The sequence below is a fragment of the Kribbella jejuensis genome, assembly GCF_006715085.1.
GTDB classification, from domain to species: Bacteria; Actinomycetota; Actinomycetes; order Propionibacteriales; family Kribbellaceae; genus Kribbella; species Kribbella jejuensis.
Genome location: NZ_VFMM01000003.1, coordinates 62,787 through 79,229, shown reverse-complemented (window position 1 = coordinate 79,229; position 16,443 = coordinate 62,787). Strand labels below are relative to the sequence as shown.

Here is a 16,443-nt window from a genome sequence, read left to right as displayed (position 1 = left end):
CCCAGGGTGCGGAAAACTGCCGGGCAGGAGGGGAAACCACATGACTGAAGACTTGATCACCCGGCTGCGCGGCGACGTCGCCGGACCGGTACTGACATCCGCCGACGAGGGGTACGCCGAGGAGCTGTCCGGCTTCAACCTCGCCGTGACGCACACACCCGACGTCGTCGTCGGGCTGACGTCCGAGGCCGACGCCGTCGCGGTCGTCCGGGCCGCTGCCGCGACCGGTACGCCGGTTCGCGTACTGGCCACCGGCCATGGCATCCCGATCCCGATCCAGGGCGGGATCGTGGTCACCACGACCCGGATGACCGGCGTGACCGTGGACGCCGAGACGAAGACCGCGCACATCAACGCCGGCTCGCGCTGGGCCGAGGTGATCGCGGCCGCCGCGCCGCACGGGCTGGCGCCGATCACCGGCGCGTCCGACGCGGTCGGCTGCATCGGCTACACGCTCGGCGGCGGCCTCGGCCCGCTGGCCCGCACGTACGGCTTCTCGTCGGACTGGGCACGCAGCTTCCGGGTCGTGACGGCCACCGGAGCGGTGACGGCGAGCCCGACCGAGAACGAGGACCTGTTCTGGGCGTTGCGGGGCGGCAAGGGCGGTTTCGGCATCGTCACCGCGATGGACTTCGGGCTGGTCGAGCTGAGCACGTTGTACGCCGGTTCGGTGTTCTTCGACGCCGAGCACATCGCGCCGGTGTTCTCCACCTGGGCCGAGTGGACCAAGACGCTCCCCGAGGAGGCGAACTCGTCGGTCGTCGTCCTCCGGCTGCCGCCGCTGGAGTTCATTCCGGCACCGCTGCGCGGCAAGACCGTGCTCAGCGTGCGTTTCGCATACGTCGGCGACGCAGCCGCGGGCAAGCGCCTGTTCCAGCCGATCCGCGACGCCGGTACGCCGCTGATCGACGCCGTCGGCGAGCTGCCGGCCGCAAACATCGCGCAGATCCACAACGACCCGAAGGACCCGACGCCGTCCTGGGACCGCGGGCTGCTGCTCGACGAACTGGACGCCGACTTCGTCGCGGCCTTCCTGGACGTGGCCGGTCCGGACCAGCAGCTTCCGTTCATCGCGGTCGAGGTCCGGCACCTCGGCGGCGCGACCGAGCGGGACGTCCCCGAGGGCAGCGCGGTCGGCGGTCGCAGCGGGGCGTGCACGATGACGCTGATCGGCGTACCGGACCCGAGCCTGTTCGAGAAGGTGCTTCCAGCAACGGCCGATGCAGTGCTGGGGAAGCTGGCGCCGTGGATCTGCGCCGAGACGAACCCGAACTTCGCGGGCGGGTTCGCGGTCCCGGGTTCGTACGAGGCGTCCTGGCCGGCCGACACGTTCGCGCGGCTGGCCGAGGTACGCGCTGCCTACGACCCGGACACGCTCTTCCCGTTCGGGCCCCGCCAGGAGTACTCGGGTTCGTAGCCGAGCAACCGGCGTGCCTTGTCGATCGACAGCAGCGTCTCGTTCGGTCCGAACGGTCGTTTGACGGGCACGCCGGGGAACACCTCCGCGAGCAGTTCCTCGTTGGGCCGCGACATCACCGTGTCGGCGTTGGCCACGATGAACACGTCGGTCCCGGTCACGTCGTACTCGAGCGCCTTGCGGACCGCCTGCGCGCCGTCGCGGGCGTCGATGTAGCCCCAGAGGTTCCACTTGCGCGCCTGCGCGTCGGCGTCGAACGACGGGAAGCGCGCATAGTCCTCGGGGTACATCACGTTCGAGAAGCGCAGCCCGATCAGCTTCAGGTCCGGGTGCCACCGGCACAGCTGCCGGGCCAGCTCCTCCTCGAGCGTCTTGACCAGCGAGTACGTCGAGTTCGGTCGCGGAGGGTAGTCCTCGTCGACCGGCACGTACGGCGGGAACTCTTCGAACGGCAGCCCCAGCACGGTCTCGCTCGACGCCCACACGATGTTCCGGACGCCGGCCCGCAGCGCCGCGGAGAACACGTTGTAGGTCGCCGTCATGTTGTTGTGGAACGTCGCCGCGTTGGGCCGCAGCCCCGGCGCCGGGATCGCGGCCAGGTGAACCACCGCATCGACCCCGTTGTGCCGGTCGTCGATGCCCGCGATCGCCTCGTACGTCTGGCCGAAATCGGTCAGGTCCACCCGGGACGACGTCACGTCGTCGCGCGCCGGCGGCGCCTGGTCGAGCGCCACCACGTCCCATCCATGCTCGGCCAGGTGGTCGACCACCGCACGCCCGAGCTTGCCACTGCTTCCGGTAACCGCAACCTGTGCCACGTAGCAATCCTGGCAGAACTAGGGTGGGTGGCGTGAAACTTGCTCAACGGATGGACCGGCTGGGGACCGAGTCGGCGTTCGAGGTCCTCGCGAAGGCCAAGGCGCTGGAGGCACAGGGCCGCGAGATCGTGCACCTGGAGATCGGCGAGCCGGACTTCGACACGCCCGCCCACGTCGTCGCGGCCGCGCAGCAGGCGCTCGACAAGGGCTACACGCACTACGTGCCGGCGCCCGGGATCCCCGAACTGCGGACCGCGGTCGCGGACTTCCTCGGCCGGACGAACCGGCTGCGGACGACGCCGGACCGGGTCCTGATCACGCCCGGCGCGAAGCCGATCATGTTCTTCACGATCCTGGCGCTCTGCGAGCAGGGTGACGAGGTCCTCTACCCCGACCCGGGCTTCCCGATGTACGCCTCGATCGCGTCCTTCGCCGGCGCCACGCCGGTCCCGATCCCGCTGCGCGAGGAGAACGGGTTCGTCGTCGACCCCGAGGAACTGCGCTCACTGGTCACCGACCGGACCAAGCTGCTGATCCTCAACTCGCCGCACAACCCGTGCGGGAGCGCGTCGACTCCGGAGCAGCTCCAGGCGATCGCGGAGATCGCGATCGAGCACGACCTGGTCGTGCTGAGCGACGAGGTCTACTGGGCCTTGCGGTACGACGGTAAGCACCACAGCGTGCTCGACCTCGACGGCATGGCGGAGCGAACGGTCCTGCTCGACGGCTGGTCGAAGACTTTTGCGATGACCGGCTGGCGACTCGGGTACGGCGTGTTCCCGGAACCGCTCGTGGAGCCCGTGACCCGGTTGATGATCAACTCGGTGTCGTGTACGTCGGCGTTCAGTCAGTACGCCGCGATCGCCGCGCTCGAAGGCCCGTGGGACGACGTCGACCGGATGCTCGAGGCGTTCCGTGAACGCCGCGAGGTGATCGTGTCCGGGCTGAACGCCGTACCGGGCGTGTCCTGCCTGGAGCCCGGCGGCGCGTTCTACGCGTTCCCGAACATCACCGAACTCGGCGCACCGGCGGCGACGCTGTCCGACCGCCTACTCGCCGAGGCCGGCGTCGCGTGCCTGCCCGGCACGTCGTTCGGCGGGTACGGCGAGGGCCACCTGCGCTTCTCGTACGCGAACTCGATCGACAACATCCAGCGCGCCCTCGACGCGTTCGCGGCATTGGTCGAGTCATGACACATACCCATCGGCTCGATCTGGACGACGCCTCGGTGCGGGAGTGGGACGCGACAGTCGTCGGCGTGGACCCGGAGCGCGGGATCGTGCTCGACCGGTCGGCGTTCTACCCGGGTGGTGGCGGGCAGCCGCCGGACGAAGGCGTGCTGTTGTGGGGCGGCGTCCGGACCCGGATCACCGGCACGATCAAGGGCGACGACCTGTACCTGGTCCCGCACCAGGACGACCCGGTTCCCGTCGTCGGTACGGCGGTCCGCGGCGCGCTCGACGACGAACGGCGTACTCACCTGATGCGCACCCATTCGGGGTTGCACGTCCTCACCGGCGTGGTGTTCCGCGACTTCGGCGCACTCGTCACCGGCGGGAACATGGAGCCGCTGTCGGCGCGGATGGACTTCGACCTGGCCGAGGTACCGCCGGACTTCAAGGACCGGGTCGCCGAGGCGGTCAACGCCGAGATCCGGACCGACCGCGCGATCACGGTCAGCACGCTGCCGCGGGAGGAGGCGTTCGCGATTCCCGACATCATCCGGACCGCGACCAACCTGCTCCCGCCGGATATCGAGGTGGTCCGGATCGTCGACATCGCGGGTCTGGACACCCAGGCGGACGGCGGCACCCACGTCGCCTCGACGGCGCTGATCGGCCGGATGGAGGTCGTGAAGATCGAGAGCAAGGGCCGCGGCTTCCGGCGGCTCCGGGTCCGGATCAGTTAGCGCGACTTCTGCTCCCGCAGCTCGGCTTCCTGGCGGCGGACCTCGGCCTGGGTGGCACGTTCGCGCTCCAGCCAGTCCGGGTTCTCGGCCCGGATCGCCTCGATGTCCGCCGTCGTGAGCGCCTCGGTGATCCCGGCGCGGGCCAGGCCGCTGATCGAGACGCCGAGCCGGGCCGCGACCACCGAACGGGGGTGCGGACCGTTCTTCCGCAGCTCGCGGAGCCATTCCGGCGGGTCGGTCTGCAGCGCGTTCAGCTCGTCCCGGGACACGACACCTTCCTGGAACTCGGCCGGCGTGGCCGGGAGGTACACGTCCAGCTTCTTCGCCGCGGTGGCGGGCTTCATGGTCTGGGCCTTACGCGCTGTCATGGCAGCAGCGTAGTGCCCGGTAGCCTGGCGACCGTGACCGGATTCCGGCTGGGCTACGTCCCCGGCGTGACGCCCGCCAAGTGGTCCCGGATCTGGGCGGAGCGACTCCCCCGGGTTCCGCTCGAACTCGTCCAGGTCGGTGCGGACGAGGCGCCGGCGCTGGTACGACGTACCGAGCTCGACGCCGTGCTGCTCCGGCTCCCGATCGACCGCACCGGCCTGCACGCGATCCCGCTGTACGTCGAACAGACGGTCGTTGTCGTACCGAAGGACCACGTGATCACGGCCGCCGACGAGATCTCCGTCGACGACCTCGCCGACGAGCTGATGCTGCACCCGCAGGACGACGTCCTCGACTGGGCACAACCACCCGGCCGGCTGATCGACGAGCGTCCGGCGCGGACCCGGGACGCGATCGAGCTGGTTGCCATGGGCACCGGCCTGCTGGTCGTCCCGCAGTCGCTGGCGCGGCTGCACCACCGCAAGGACCTCACCTACCGCCCGCTGACCGGCGTACCGGAGTCGCAGGTGGCGCTCAGCTGGCGGGAGGACGACGACCGCGAAGTTGTCGAGCACCTGATCGGGATCGTCCGCGGCCGGACCGTGAACAGCTCGCGCGGTCCCGCCGTGCCCGCCGTACCCGCCAAGAGGGCCAAGCCCCAAAAGACCCCGCAGCAGAAACCCAAGCGCCGCCGCTAGAAATAAGTTGAGTCTTCAACTACCATGGTTGACATGGCGATCTTCCGGTTGAACCACGCGGTCCTGTACGTGCGCGACGTCGCGGCGAGCGTCGCGTTCTACCGAGACGTCCTCGGCTTCGGCTACACCGAGACCGGCGACGCGTTCCCCGGCGCGGCGTTCCTGCGCGCACCCGGGTCCACCAACGACCACGACCTCGGCCTGTTCCAGATCGGGTCCCAGGCCGCGCCGTCCGGCGCCGGCCGGACGAGTGTCGGGCTGTACCACCTGGCGTGGGAGGTCGACACGCTCGGTGACCTGGAGTCCCTGGCCGACGCGCTGAGCCAGGCCGATGCGCTGGTCGGTGCGTCCGACCACGGCACGACCAAGTCGCTGTACGGCAAGGACCCGGACGGTCTGGAGTTCGAGATCGTCTGGATCATCCCGGCCGACCTGCTCACCGACGAGGACCGGAACAAGGCCGGCGTGTCCCGGCTCGACCTGCCCGCGGAGCTCGCGAAGTACGGCCGGGACGCCCGCAGCGGCGTGGGCATCTCCCGGGTCGGCTAAGCCACGATCCCCGTGGCCGTGCGCAAGGCGGTCGCGAGGACGGTGAGAACCGGGTTCACGCCGCCGTTCGTGACGTGCACCGAGGCATCGGCGATCCACACGTTGTCGTGTCCCCAGACGCGGCCGTGCGGATCGGTGGCCGAGCGGGCCGGGTCATCGCCCATCCGGCACGTCCCGGCCTGATGCTGCCCGATGCTCGGCCGGCCGAGACTCCCCAGCCTCGACGCTGACGTCCGAACGGCACCCGCCGCGGTCAGCCACTCGACGGCCCTTGCGCTCATGAAGTCGTGGAGCCGGGCATCCTCGGGATGAATCGATCCGCTGGTGACCACCACCGGGTTTCCGTACCGATCCACGACGGACCGGTCGACGCGGACACGGGACTCGGCCGACGTCATCTCCTGGATCGGCCCGACCACGCGGACCATCCGCCGTACGGCGTGCCGCATCGCTTGCACGCTCTCCGCTCCGGCCGGCGGGATCATCCCGGCGCCGGTCAGGTAGTCGTACGTCGCCGCCGGGGTCGGCACGAATTCGTTCGCGAGCATCCCGCCACCGACGAAGCCGTCGTTCCCGTGCCGGAAGTCGCAGGTCGCGATCGACACACCCGGCCCGACGAGGTCGGCCACCTCGTCCTCGAACAACCCGACCGCACCGGCGTACACGTGCGCCTGCAGATGCCGGCCGACCTGGTCCTGGTTGTTGCCGATACCCTGCGGCTCACCGTCGTGCGCACTGTTCAGCAGCAACCGCGGCGTTTCCGAGGCACCGGCCGCGATCACCACCTCGTCGCACAGGATCGTCCGCCGTCCGTTGTCGCCGACCATCGCGACCCCGACGACCCGGCCGGTTTCGTCGGTGACGAGCCGTTCGGCGGTGGTCGACGTGACGAGCGTGCAGTTGCCGGTCGCGAGCGCCGCGGGAAGGGCCGTGTTATGCATACCGCTCTTCGCCTCGACCGGGCAGGCGAACCCCACGCACTGGCCGCAGCGCACGCAGCCGGCTCGTCCTTGGTAGTCGACCGAGTTGATCAGCAGCGGTACGTCGAGCGTGCCCCAGCCCAGCCGCTCGGCGGCTCCGGCCAGCAAGTCCGCCGGTCCGGTCCGTGGCATCGGCGGCATCGGCAGCGGGATCGACCGCGGTCCGTGCCACGGGTCGGTTCCGCCGCCGCTCACACCGAACCGCTGTTCGGCCAGCGAGTAGTAGGGCTCGAGGTCGTCGTACGAGATCGGCCAGTCGGCGAGCGAACTGCCTTCCGGTACGCCGTACGTCGTGGCCATCCGGAAGTCCCGCGGCACGAACCGCCACGCCTGCGCGCCGTACACGCGGGTGCCGCCGCCGACCGTGAACGCGTTGTTCCCCCAGCCGCCGTCGGGCGGCAGGACCTGGGACCGTACGCCGTCCTGAATCGCGACCCGCGGCCGCCCGGCCGGATCGGGATCGGTCGGCGCCGGCAGCCCGAGCGTCGCCCGTGGGTTCCGCAGATGATCGTGGGCCAGCGAGTCCGTCGACGGGTAGTCACCCAACTCGACGACGAGTACTGACCGCCCCGACTCCGCGAGCACCTGGGCCGCGGCGCCGCCACCGGCGCCCGACCCGATCACGACGGTGTCGTACCTATCGGCCACGGCCTCCCACGGCGTCACCCGCAGCTCGGTCTGGACGGTGTCGAACTTCCCGGTGTGCCAACCCACCGACTGCCATGCCGACGGCTGCGCGTAGTAGCCCTGGGCAACCAACCGGGTCAGCCACTCCCGGTCCCCACCGGCCAGGGCCCGCTCGACCCGTCCCGTCCAGTCCGGCCGATCCTCCGTCAGCACCCGCTCGACGAACTCGACCGCAGAACGCTGCCAACCCTCCCCCGGCACCACGTACTCCGCCAACCGCTCCAGCTCGATCCGTTGCTGTTCAGACAAGCGCACGCCGAAATCCTTTCACGCTGCGACGGAGGAGTTTGTACTTGCCGGTCCATTTTCTGCGAGCAACGCTGTGGTCATGGCACTTGACGACTATTACCTGCTCGGGCGGTCCGGACTGCGCGTCAGCCGACTGGCCCTGGGCACGATGAACTTCGGCCAGGACGGTTTCCACGCACCGTACGGGAAGACCGAGGACGAGGCACGGGCGATCTTCCGCACCTACCTCGAGGCCGGCGGCAACTTCGTCGACACCGCCGACTTCTACACCGCGGGCGAGAGCGAACGGATCGTCGGCCGGCTGATCGCCGAGGCCGGGGTCCGGGAGCGGATGGTGCTCACCACCAAGGCGACCAACAGCGTCGACACCGGCGATCCGAACGCGGGCGGCAACAGCCGCAAGCACCTGATCCGGGCGCTGGAGGACTCGCTGCGCCGGCTCGGCACCGACTACGTCGACCTGTTCCTGCTGCACACCTGGGACCGGATCACCCCGGTCGACGAGGTACTGCGGACCCTCGACGACCTGGCCCGGGCCGGCAAGATCCGGTACGTCGGGCTGTCCGACGTACCGTCCTGGTACGCCGCTCGCGCGCAGACGCTGGCCGACGCGCACTCGCTGACGCCGATGGTCAGCCTGCAACTGCCGTACTCGCTGATCGAGCGCGCGATCGAGACCGAGCATGTGCCGATGGCCCAGCAGCTCGGGCTCGGGATCACCGCGTGGAGCCCGCTCGGCGGCGGCTTCCTGACCGGAAAGTACCTCCGCGACGCGACGGAAAAGCTGTCCGGCGACGGGCGGCTGACCGGGGACGGCGCGGCCGGGCAGACCTGGACCGATCGGCAGTGGGACCTGTTGCCGGTGGTCCGGGACGTGGCGGACAAGCTCGGTGTGACGATGGCACAGGTGGCCGTCAACTGGGCCGCCACCCAGCCCGGTGTCGCGTCCGCAATCGTCGGGGCGAGCCGTCCGGAGCAGCTGGAGTCGAGCATCGAGGCGCTCGGGTTCGAGCTGCCGGCCGAGTTGCGCGCGGCCCTCGACGAGGCGAGCGCCGTACCGCCGTCGTCGGTCTACCGGATGTTCACACCCGAGTACCAAGGCTGGTTGGTGAATGCGGGCGTGAAGGTCGCGGACAAGCCGGCCGGCTACCAGCCACCGATCCTCAACTGGCGCTGAGGTAGTCCAGGCAGAGGTCGAGCGCGTACTCGAGGTGGGTCGCCGAGCCGGACGACATCAGGATCGCGACCCCACCCTGGATCGCCGCGATCAACGCGGCCGAGGCGCGGGCGGGATCCACGTCGGCACGGATCTCGCCCGCCGCCTTCATCTGCTCGATGCCGAGCTCGAGCCGCCGCTGCCACTGCGCGAGCAGCTGCCTGGTCACCGTCTGCGCGGCCGGTGTGTGGCGGCCGATCTCGGTGATCAGGACGCCGAGCGGACAGTGCACGCCCTGCCGCCGGTACTTCTCGACGACGACGTCCCGCCACTCACGCCACGCGTCCCAGCTGGTCAGCTGCCCGAGGTGCGGCTCCTGGTCCTCGAGCACCTGCTCGGCCTCGCGCTCGGCCACCGCGAGCAGGAGTTGCTCCTTGCCGTCCGGGAAGTAGTGGAACAGCTGGCTCTTCCCGGTCCGGCTGCGGCGGCCGATGTCGTCGAGCTTCACCGCGGTGATCCCACGCTCGCGGATCTCGGCCGCGGCGGCCGCGACGATCCGGTCCCGGGTGGCGGCGCCCTTTGCTGTCAGCACAGCTCGAATGTACCCGTCAGTCCAAGACTGGATGTGGCCGGTACGGCGCTTCGAGGCGGGCGCGGTCGTCTGGGGAGAGCACCAGGTCCACTGCGGCCACGCCGTCGTCGATGTGCCGGGGCTTCGTCGCTCCGAGGATCGGGGCGGTGACGCCGGACGATCCGATCAGCCAGGCGAGGGCAATCTGTGCCGGCGGTACGTCGCGTTCGGCGGCCAGTGCGTGGACGGCGTCGACCACCTCGCGGTCGTTCGCGCCGTACAGGTCGTCCGCGACGGGGTCGGTGCCGGCTCGCGTCGTACTGCCGGTGCGCGCGAGCAATCCGCGGGCGAGCGGGCTGTACGGAATCACGCCGACGCCCTGGTCGATGCAGAGCGGGATCATCTCGCGCTCCTCTTCGCGGTACACGAGGTTGTAGTGGTTCTGCATCGCGACGAACGGGATCGGCGCCACTCGTTGTGCCTTGGCGAACTGCCAGGCGGCCATGCTCGACGCGCCCAGGTACCGCGCCTTGCCCGCGCGGACGACGTCCGCGAGCGCCTCCATCGTCTCCTCGATCGGCGTCTCGTCGTCCCAGCGGTGGATCTGGTACAGGTCGACGTACTCCGTGCTGAGCCGGCGCAGCGAGGCGTCGATCGCGGCCAGGATGTGCTTGCGGGACAGGCCGCGGTCGTTCGGGCCGGGGCCGGTCGCGTAGTACACCTTGGTGGCGAGTACGTAGTCCTCGCGGCGGGCGAAGAACTTCCGGAGCAGCCGGCCGGTCAGCTCCTCGCCGGTGCCCTTCGAGTACGCGTCCGCGGTGTCGAAGAACGTCACGCCAGCGTCCACGGCCCGCCGGACGATCGGCTCGGCCGCGTCCTCGTCGAGGTGCCACTCGCGCGCGCCGCCGGTACCGAAGCTCATCATGCCGAGGCAGATCCGCGACACCCGCAGTCCGGTGCGGCCGAGCCTGACCTGTTCCATCAGCGGTCCCCGTTCAGCTCGGCGAGCTTGCCGAAGACCTGCTTCGGCTTCCAGTTGCCGTCGTCGTCGACCGCGACCAGGCCGTACGCCGCCAGGTCCAGATCGTGCTCAGGATCGCCGGGCCGGTGTGGCAGCTCGAATCCGGCGAAGCTGAACCAGAACGCGGCCGCGAGGTTGATCCGTTCGAACTCCTCGACGAGCTCGATCAGGTACTCCACTTGTTCCTCCTCCCGTCGCTCGTACCGGCCGTCGAGCGCGGGCGGATCGGACGTCGTGTCGACGATCGCCCAGCCGAGCCCGCCGCGGTCGGCGGCGCCGCGGTACGCGCAGCACCCGAACTCGGTCGCCACCACCGGCTTGCCCCACTTGTTCCGTGACGCCAGCTCGTCGGCGAAGGTCGCGGCGTTCTGCGCGCCCCGGTACGCGTCGACGGCGACGATGTCGAACAGGTCCCAGTTGACGTCCTCCCACAGGCCGGCGGCGTACGTGATCCGGCCGCCGAAGACCTTCCGCGCGGCGGCGGCGAGCTCGGCCTGGACGGTGGTCCAGCGGGTCAGTCCGGCCTGAAGCTCGCTGAACGTCACGGGGTCGGTCCAGGTCGCGGGGTCCGACATCAGCGCGATCCGGTCCTGTGAGCTGGCCCCCGGCACGAATCCCTTGCAGAACAGGGTCAGCTCGCAGCCGAGCACCATTACCACCTCGCCCCGTTGCCGCAAGGTCTCGGCGCGCGCGGCGCACTCGGCGAGGAAGGAGATGAACTCGGCCGGCTCCAGGTCGGTCGGCATCGGCGAGAACCACACCTCCAGGCCGAGGGCGAGCGCGGCCTCGGCAGCGGTGACCAGCCGGTCGGGGTTGTCACCGGAGATCCGGACCGCCGGCGCGTGCAGTTGCTCGGCGATCACGGCCAGGTCGTTGCGCACCGCGGCGGCGTCGAAGCGGCGCCGGGTGTTGCGGCCGCCGTACACGAATCCGGTGTCGTAGTTCACGCCGAGGGAAACCATGCTCGGCAGCCTACAGCTGAAGTCATACCCGGTACATCTTTTTATCGAGTATGGTTACGTCGTGGAGCACCAGGGCCGGCGGGAGCGCAAGAAGGCGGAGGTCCGGGCGCGGATCGCCGACGTCGCGACCGGGCTGTTCCTGGAGCGCGGGTTCGACGCGGTGTCGGTGTCGGAGGTCGCCGAAGCGGCCGATGTGGCGCGGCCTACCGTGTTCGCGCACTTCCCACGCAAGGAGGACATGCTCTTCGATCGGTATCCGGAAGCCGAGGGGCTGGTCGTTGCCGCAGTCAACGAACGACCGGCCGGGACGTCGGCGGTCGCGGCGCTGTCGGGGCTGCTGGTCCGGCTGGCGGACCAGGGGCATCCGTTGTCGGCGATGCGGGTGGAGTTCAGCCGGTTCTGGGAGGTGGTCGCGGACTCGCGGGCGCTCCAGGCGCGGGCGCGGGAGTTGCTGCAGCACATCGAGGAGGCGATCGCGGATGCGATGGAGCGTACCGGCGTGCGTGATCCTCAGTTGACGGCGGCGCTGACTGTTGCTGCCTATCGAGTGGTGCATCTGGAAGCGGTACGGCGGATTCTGGCCGGGGAGGACGTGGCGGTCGTGGCGGCGGATCATCGGGCGCGGATCGTCAGCGCGCTCGCCGGGGTGGATCAGCTCTGCAGGTAGGCGGCGATCGCGCAGGCGCAGTCGATCGACTCGGTATGGGAGCTGTCGACCTCTACGGCGTACGTGACGCCCTCGTGGACGACGTACGCCTGCTGCTCGGCCATTCCGCGGGTGCGGTCGCCGCGGGCTATCTCGCGGCCGGCGGCGATCTTCGGGTCGCAGTGGACGCCGACGAAGACGGTCTCGAGGTCACCGACCGCGTCGCGCCAGCGTTGCTGTGAGGACGCGCCGCCGAGGAACACGTCGTCGACGATCGCGCGGCCGCCTGCGCGGCACATCGCGACGATGCCGGCGGTCCAGGCCGCTTCCAATGCGCGGAACGCCGGGCCGACGGAGACGCCACCGTCCGGGCCGAACTCGATGCCGCCTTCCATCACCGCCGGCAGCGCGTCGACGAAGTCGTCCACGCTGAGCCCGAGCCACGGGTCCGGCAGTACGGCTTGCAGGCACCGGACGATGCCGGTCTTCCCGGAACTCGAACCGCCGTTGATGATGATCAGTCGCGCCGTCACGCCCGCAAGGCTAGAGGTTGGTCGCCGGTGGTCTCGACCGCTTTGGTCCGCGCGAGGACCGGTACGGCGATCAACTGGACGACTGCGGACACGAGGTACGCCGGTCCGTAGCCCCACACGTCCGCCGTCCGTCCCAGCGCCGGCTGCAGCACGACACCACCCGCGGAGCCGAGCAGATTGTCGAACGACAGCACGGTCGCCCGCTGCTCCGACGGGATGTGGCTGTTCAGGTAGGCCTGCCGCACCGGCACCATCGCCGCGAACATCGACGCCCACACCATCAACAGGATCAGCGCGGCCCAGAACGAGGTGACCAGCCCAAGAGCGGCAATCATCACACCGGACACAACAATCGCTCCCATCAGGGTCTGGATCCTGTTGGGGAACAGCCGGGCGACGCGGGGCGCGAGGGCGCCGCCTGTTATTTGGGCTGCGGCGACGACGCCGGCGGTCAGGCCGGCTACGGCGTAGGAGTGGGTGTGGCCGTAGAGGTTCAGGAGGTAGGGCTGGGCGGCGTAGAAGCCGTAGACGCTGACTCCGGCGGTGAACGGGCCGGCGAGCATGACCCAGCGGACCTTGTGGTTCAGCAGGCCGTGGCGCAGGGATGCCCGGACGATCGTCGTCAGTTCGGAGTGGATCGACGTACGGGGCTTCGGGGTGAAGCCGGTGTCGTGCATTGCGCGCCACGCGACGGCGAAGGTGGCCGCCAGCAACAGGGCGCGGAGGACGTACGGGATGCCGAGGTTCGTGAGCTGCGCGAGTACGCCGCCACCGATCGAGCCGGCCATCATCGCGATCCCGTTCACCACCTGGCCCTTCGCGAACACCGCGTCCAGTGACCCGGCGTAGCCGGTCGCGTGCAGACCGTCGACTAGCCATGCCTCGGTCGCACCGCTGAAGAACGTGAACCCGAGCCCGAGCAGCGCCGACACCACCGCCCACCACCCGAACGGCGCATGGACCCGCCACAACAGCAGATACGCCAGCGTGGTCCCGATCAGCGTCGCGGTCCCCAGCAGGTACGACGTACGCCGCCCGACCGTGTCCGCGATCACCCCGGTCGGCACCTCGAACAGCACCATCCCGGCGGTGAAGAACGCGTTCGCCGCGAAGGCCTGGCCGATACTCAGCCCGGCGTCCAGCAGGAACACCGTGTTGATGCCCCAGATCATCGACGACGCCCCGGTCGACACCGCGACCAGCGTCAGGTAGGTCCGCAAGATCCGTTCCGCTGTCATACCCGGTACGTCGGAGCCGTCCGCCGCAGCTCGACGTGCACGCCGATAGCTCTCCAGGCGGGTATCGTCCGGTCCCGTGACGGATCAGCAGGCCCATTCCACGGCGCGCGACACGGTGAAGCTCGCCGTCATCGTCGGCGCCCTCGGTGTCGTGTTCGGCGACATCGGCACCAGCCCCATCTACACCCTGCAGACGGTCTTCAACCCCGAGGACCCGCACCCGGTGCCGGTCAGCGACCACAACGTGTACGGCGTGGTGTCGCTGATCTTCTGGTCGGTGATGCTCGTCGTCACGGTCACGTACATCCTGCTCACCATGCGCGCCGACAACGACGGCGAGGGCGGAGTGATGGCCCTCATCACCCTGCTCCGCAAGTGGCGCCGTACCCATCCCGGCCGCAAGGCCGCCTCGGTGCTGGCCGTCGTCGGCCTGTTCGGTGCGTCCCTGTTCTTCGGCGACGGGATGATCACGCCGGCGATCTCGGTGCTGTCCGCGGTCGAGGGGCTCAAGACCGTCCAGCCGTCGCTGGGCGAGTACGTGATCCCGATCACGGCGGTGATCATCATCGGGCTGTTCATGGTCCAGCGCCGCGGGACCGAGTCCATCGGCCGGGCGTTCGGGCCGGTGATGATCCTGTGGTTCACGGTGATCGGCGCGGCCGGGATCGGCGGCATCCTCGAGCACGCGCAGATCCTCAAGGCGCTGTCGCCGACGTACGCGATCGGGTTCCTGGCCGGGCACTTCCACATCGCGTTCTTCGCGCTCGCAGCCGTTGTCCTGTCGATCACCGGCGCCGAGGCGCTGTACGCCGATATGGGCCACTTCGGCCGGAAGGCGATCAGCCGCGGCTGGCTGTTCCTGGTCCTGCCGGCCCTCACGCTGAGCTACTTCGGCCAGGGCGCGCTGATCCTGAAGGACCACGCGAACATCAGCAGCCCGTTCTTCCTGCTGGTCCCGGGCTGGGGCCGGCTGCCGCTGGTACTGCTCGCGACCGCCGCGACCGTGATCGCGTCCCAGGCCGTCATCACCGGCGCCTACTCGGTGATGGCGCAGGCCGCCCAGCTCGGCTACCTGCCCCGGCTCCGGGTGACGCACACGTCGGCGACGACGATCGGCCAGATCTACGTACCGTTCGTGAACTGGCTGCTGTTCGTGTCGGTGCTGACGCTGATCTTCGCGTTCCGCAGTTCGGCCGCGCTGGCGTACGCGTACGGCATGACGGTGACCGGGACGATCACGATCACCACGCTGCTGTTCTTCTACGTCGCCCACTACCGCTGGCACGTGCCGCGCTGGCTGATCCTGGCCGGCGCCACGCCGCTGCTGCTGATCGACGGCCTGTTCATCGCGGCCAACCTGACCAAGCTGCTGCACGGCGCGTGGCTGCCGCTGCTGATCGCGCTCACCGCGTTCACGGTGATGACGACCTGGCAGCGCGGCCGGGTGGTCGTCACCCGCGAGCGCGAACGGGCCGAGGGGTCGCTGCAGGAGTTCATCGACGAGCTGAGCTCGGGCAAGCTGCCGGTCCGCACCGTTCCCGGTACGGCGATCTTCCTGAACCGCGGCGGCGTCAGCGCACCGCTCGCGCTCCGGGCGAACGTCGAGCACAACCAGGTCCGGCACGAGCACGTGGTGATCGTCGCGATCGAGACCGAGCCGGTACCGCGGGTCCCCGAGGACAAACGCGTGATGGTGAACGACCTCGGCTACGGCGACGACGGGATCACGCACGTCACGATCAAGTTCGGGTACATGGAGTCGCCCGACGTACCGGCCGCCCTGGCCCAGCTCGATCCCGCCGACTCCGAAGGGCCGCTCGACCTCGACAAGGCGTCGTACTTCCTGTCGAAGATCGAGCTACGCCGGGGCAAGGAGCCGACGATGGCGGGCTGGCGTAAACAGCTGTTCCTCGCCACCTCACACATCACCGCGGACGCGGCCGAACACTTCGCGCTCCCCCGCGACCGAACCGTGATCATCGGCTCCCACATCGAACTCTGATCAGAGCCAGGGCGAGAGTGGTGCCGCGGGGGTGCCGTCTGAGGTGGTGACGTTGGTGTAGGGGCGGCCCGCTAGGTAGGCGGCTATTTCTGGGAGGGGGCCTTGGACGGGTGGTACGTCGGCGCGTTGGGTTTGGATGTCTTGGCAGAGGGTGGTGAGGAAGTCTTCGGGGAGGTCGGCGAAGGTCAGGCCGGTGTTGAGGTCTACTGCGTGGATGAGGACTTCGCGGGAGCGTAGCCAGGGGATTCGGATGGCGGGGATCGGGTCGCCCTGGGCGGTACGGACCTGGGTTTGCCATTGGGCGTCGGATAGCGTCGCCATCTCGGCGTTCAGCGCGGCGGCCGAGCGGTCGAACCAGCCGCGCAGGAGGACGGGTTGGCGGATCGCGGCCTCCTCGATGTCGGCGTTCCGCGCCTCGGCGGACAGGTACATCGGACGTTTCTCGCCGGTCTTTGCCCAGTACACGAGGTTGCCGAGGGCCATGGCGTTGAGGGCCAGGTGCGCGGCTACGTGGCGTCGCGACCAGCCCGGGAGGAGTGACGGTGCCTCCAGGTCGGCCAGTGCCGCACGGCACAGCGCCGTACCCTCGTCGATCCAGTCCAGAACCCGGTCCATGAGGGGAACGTAACCCACGACGG

The 16,443-nt window shown here is 69.6% G+C and carries 17 protein-coding genes; 8 read left to right on the top strand and 9 right to left on the bottom strand.

Annotated features, from left to right (window positions below; all coding sequences use genetic code 11):
• The first annotated feature begins 40 nt into the window (after positions 1-40).
• The gene (locus tag FB475_RS28075; protein WP_141859985.1) at positions 41-1,417 is read left to right on the top strand and encodes an FAD-binding oxidoreductase; all 1,377 of its coding nucleotides are present in this window, start codon (positions 41-43) and stop codon (positions 1,415-1,417) included.
• Here FB475_RS28075 and FB475_RS28070 read toward each other — a convergent pair.
• Complete coding sequence (locus tag FB475_RS28070) at positions 1,360-2,235, bottom strand: NAD-dependent epimerase/dehydratase family protein (RefSeq protein WP_141859983.1); 876 nt, start codon at positions 2,233-2,235, stop codon at positions 1,360-1,362. The two genes, FB475_RS28075 and FB475_RS28070, sit on opposite strands and share 58 nt — an antisense overlap.
• Before the next feature lie 32 nt (positions 2,236-2,267).
• Here FB475_RS28070 and FB475_RS28065 point away from each other — a divergent pair, with 32 nt between their 5' ends.
• Positions 2,268-3,428, top strand: coding sequence for a pyridoxal phosphate-dependent aminotransferase (locus tag FB475_RS28065; protein WP_141859980.1), 1,161 nt, complete (start codon positions 2,268-2,270; stop codon positions 3,426-3,428).
• On the top strand, positions 3,425-4,144 hold the full coding sequence (locus tag FB475_RS28060; protein ID WP_141859978.1) for an alanyl-tRNA editing protein: 720 nt from the start codon (positions 3,425-3,427) through the stop codon (positions 4,142-4,144). Before FB475_RS28065 ends, FB475_RS28060 begins: the two co-directional genes overlap by 4 nt.
• Here the strand turns inward: FB475_RS28060 and FB475_RS28055 are convergent.
• Positions 4,141-4,512 carry a DUF5997 family protein gene (locus FB475_RS28055; RefSeq protein ID WP_185759479.1) on the bottom strand — a complete coding sequence of 124 codons (372 nt, stop codon included), beginning with the start codon at positions 4,510-4,512 and terminating at the stop codon, positions 4,141-4,143. The two genes, FB475_RS28060 and FB475_RS28055, sit on opposite strands and share 4 nt — an antisense overlap.
• A 33-nt stretch (positions 4,513-4,545) precedes the next feature.
• Between FB475_RS28055 and FB475_RS28050 the strand changes: the two genes are divergently transcribed.
• On the top strand, positions 4,546-5,211 hold the full coding sequence (locus tag FB475_RS28050; RefSeq protein WP_238332483.1) for a LysR family substrate-binding domain-containing protein: 666 nt from the start codon (positions 4,546-4,548) through the stop codon (positions 5,209-5,211).
• 33 nt (positions 5,212-5,244) lie between these two features.
• The gene (locus FB475_RS28045) at positions 5,245-5,760 is read left to right on the top strand and encodes a VOC family protein (RefSeq protein ID WP_141859974.1); all 516 of its coding nucleotides are present in this window, start codon (positions 5,245-5,247) and stop codon (positions 5,758-5,760) included.
• Here the strand turns inward: FB475_RS28045 and FB475_RS28040 are convergent.
• A complete protein-coding gene (locus FB475_RS28040; protein ID WP_202878565.1) occupies positions 5,757-7,682 on the bottom strand; it encodes a GMC family oxidoreductase in 1,926 nt (641 codons plus the stop codon). The two genes, FB475_RS28045 and FB475_RS28040, sit on opposite strands and share 4 nt — an antisense overlap.
• A 73-nt stretch (positions 7,683-7,755) precedes the next feature.
• On the opposite strand from FB475_RS28040, the gene FB475_RS28035 reads away from it, so the two are divergent.
• A complete protein-coding gene (locus tag FB475_RS28035; protein WP_141859973.1) occupies positions 7,756-8,853 on the top strand; it encodes an aldo/keto reductase in 1,098 nt (365 codons plus the stop codon).
• Here the strand turns inward: FB475_RS28035 and FB475_RS28030 are convergent.
• Genes FB475_RS28030 through FB475_RS28020 form a run of 3 tightly spaced genes read right to left on the bottom strand, consistent with a single transcriptional unit; the run spans position 8,840 to position 11,386 of the window.
• Positions 8,840-9,424 carry a TetR/AcrR family transcriptional regulator gene (locus FB475_RS28030; RefSeq protein ID WP_141859971.1) on the bottom strand — a complete coding sequence of 195 codons (585 nt, stop codon included), beginning with the start codon at positions 9,422-9,424 and terminating at the stop codon, positions 8,840-8,842. The genes FB475_RS28035 and FB475_RS28030 overlap by 14 nt on opposite strands.
• A gap of 16 nt (positions 9,425-9,440) precedes the next feature.
• Positions 9,441-10,385, bottom strand: coding sequence for an aldo/keto reductase (locus FB475_RS28025; RefSeq protein WP_141859969.1), 945 nt, complete (start codon positions 10,383-10,385; stop codon positions 9,441-9,443).
• The gene (locus tag FB475_RS28020; protein WP_141859966.1) at positions 10,385-11,386 is read right to left on the bottom strand and encodes a hypothetical protein; all 1,002 of its coding nucleotides are present in this window, start codon (positions 11,384-11,386) and stop codon (positions 10,385-10,387) included. Before FB475_RS28020 ends, FB475_RS28025 begins: the two co-directional genes overlap by 1 nt.
• Before the next feature lie 61 nt (positions 11,387-11,447).
• Between FB475_RS28020 and FB475_RS28015 the strand changes: the two genes are divergently transcribed.
• Positions 11,448-12,053 (top strand): TetR/AcrR family transcriptional regulator, encoded by a 606-nt coding sequence (locus FB475_RS28015; RefSeq protein ID WP_202878564.1) that lies wholly within the window; start codon positions 11,448-11,450, stop codon positions 12,051-12,053.
• Here the strand turns inward: FB475_RS28015 and cpt are convergent.
• Together cpt and FB475_RS28005 are read right to left on the bottom strand one after the other, a co-directional pair.
• A complete protein-coding gene (cpt, locus tag FB475_RS28010) occupies positions 12,038-12,565 on the bottom strand; it encodes a chloramphenicol phosphotransferase CPT (RefSeq protein WP_202878563.1) in 528 nt (175 codons plus the stop codon). The genes FB475_RS28015 and cpt overlap by 16 nt on opposite strands.
• The gene (locus FB475_RS28005; protein WP_141859963.1) at positions 12,562-13,803 is read right to left on the bottom strand and encodes an MFS transporter; all 1,242 of its coding nucleotides are present in this window, start codon (positions 13,801-13,803) and stop codon (positions 12,562-12,564) included. Before FB475_RS28005 ends, cpt begins: the two co-directional genes overlap by 4 nt.
• Positions 13,804-13,879: 76 nt before the next feature.
• Here FB475_RS28005 and FB475_RS28000 point away from each other — a divergent pair, with 76 nt between their 5' ends.
• A complete protein-coding gene (locus FB475_RS28000; RefSeq protein ID WP_141859961.1) occupies positions 13,880-15,805 on the top strand; it encodes a potassium transporter Kup in 1,926 nt (641 codons plus the stop codon).
• On the opposite strand, the gene FB475_RS27995 is transcribed toward FB475_RS28000, so the two are convergent.
• Positions 15,806-16,420, bottom strand: coding sequence for a maleylpyruvate isomerase family mycothiol-dependent enzyme (locus tag FB475_RS27995; RefSeq protein WP_141859959.1), 615 nt, complete (start codon positions 16,418-16,420; stop codon positions 15,806-15,808). It lies immediately after the preceding gene.
• Positions 16,421-16,443 lie beyond the last annotated feature (23 nt).

What these genes read in the sequence shown, in the direction of transcription:
- FB475_RS28075 (WP_141859985.1), top strand. Translation starts at nt 41, where the DNA reads ATGACTGAAGACTTGATCACCCGGCTGCGCGGCGACGTCGCCGGACCG.
- FB475_RS28060 (WP_141859978.1), top strand. Translation starts at nt 3,425, where the DNA reads ATGACACATACCCATCGGCTCGATCTGGACGACGCCTCGGTGCGGGAG.
- FB475_RS28055 (WP_185759479.1), bottom strand. Translation starts at nt 4,512, where the DNA reads ATGACAGCGCGTAAGGCCCAGACCATGAAGCCCGCCACCGCGGCGAAG.
- FB475_RS28045 (WP_141859974.1), top strand. Translation starts at nt 5,245, where the DNA reads ATGGCGATCTTCCGGTTGAACCACGCGGTCCTGTACGTGCGCGACGTC.
- FB475_RS28035 (WP_141859973.1), top strand. Translation starts at nt 7,756, where the DNA reads ATGGCACTTGACGACTATTACCTGCTCGGGCGGTCCGGACTGCGCGTC.
- FB475_RS28025 (WP_141859969.1), bottom strand. Translation starts at nt 10,385, where the DNA reads ATGGAACAGGTCAGGCTCGGCCGCACCGGACTGCGGGTGTCGCGGATC.
- FB475_RS28020 (WP_141859966.1), bottom strand. Translation starts at nt 11,386, where the DNA reads ATGGTTTCCCTCGGCGTGAACTACGACACCGGATTCGTGTACGGCGGC.
- FB475_RS28005 (WP_141859963.1), bottom strand. Translation starts at nt 13,803, where the DNA reads ATGACAGCGGAACGGATCTTGCGGACCTACCTGACGCTGGTCGCGGTG.
- FB475_RS27995 (WP_141859959.1), bottom strand. Translation starts at nt 16,420, where the DNA reads ATGGACCGGGTTCTGGACTGGATCGACGAGGGTACGGCGCTGTGCCGT.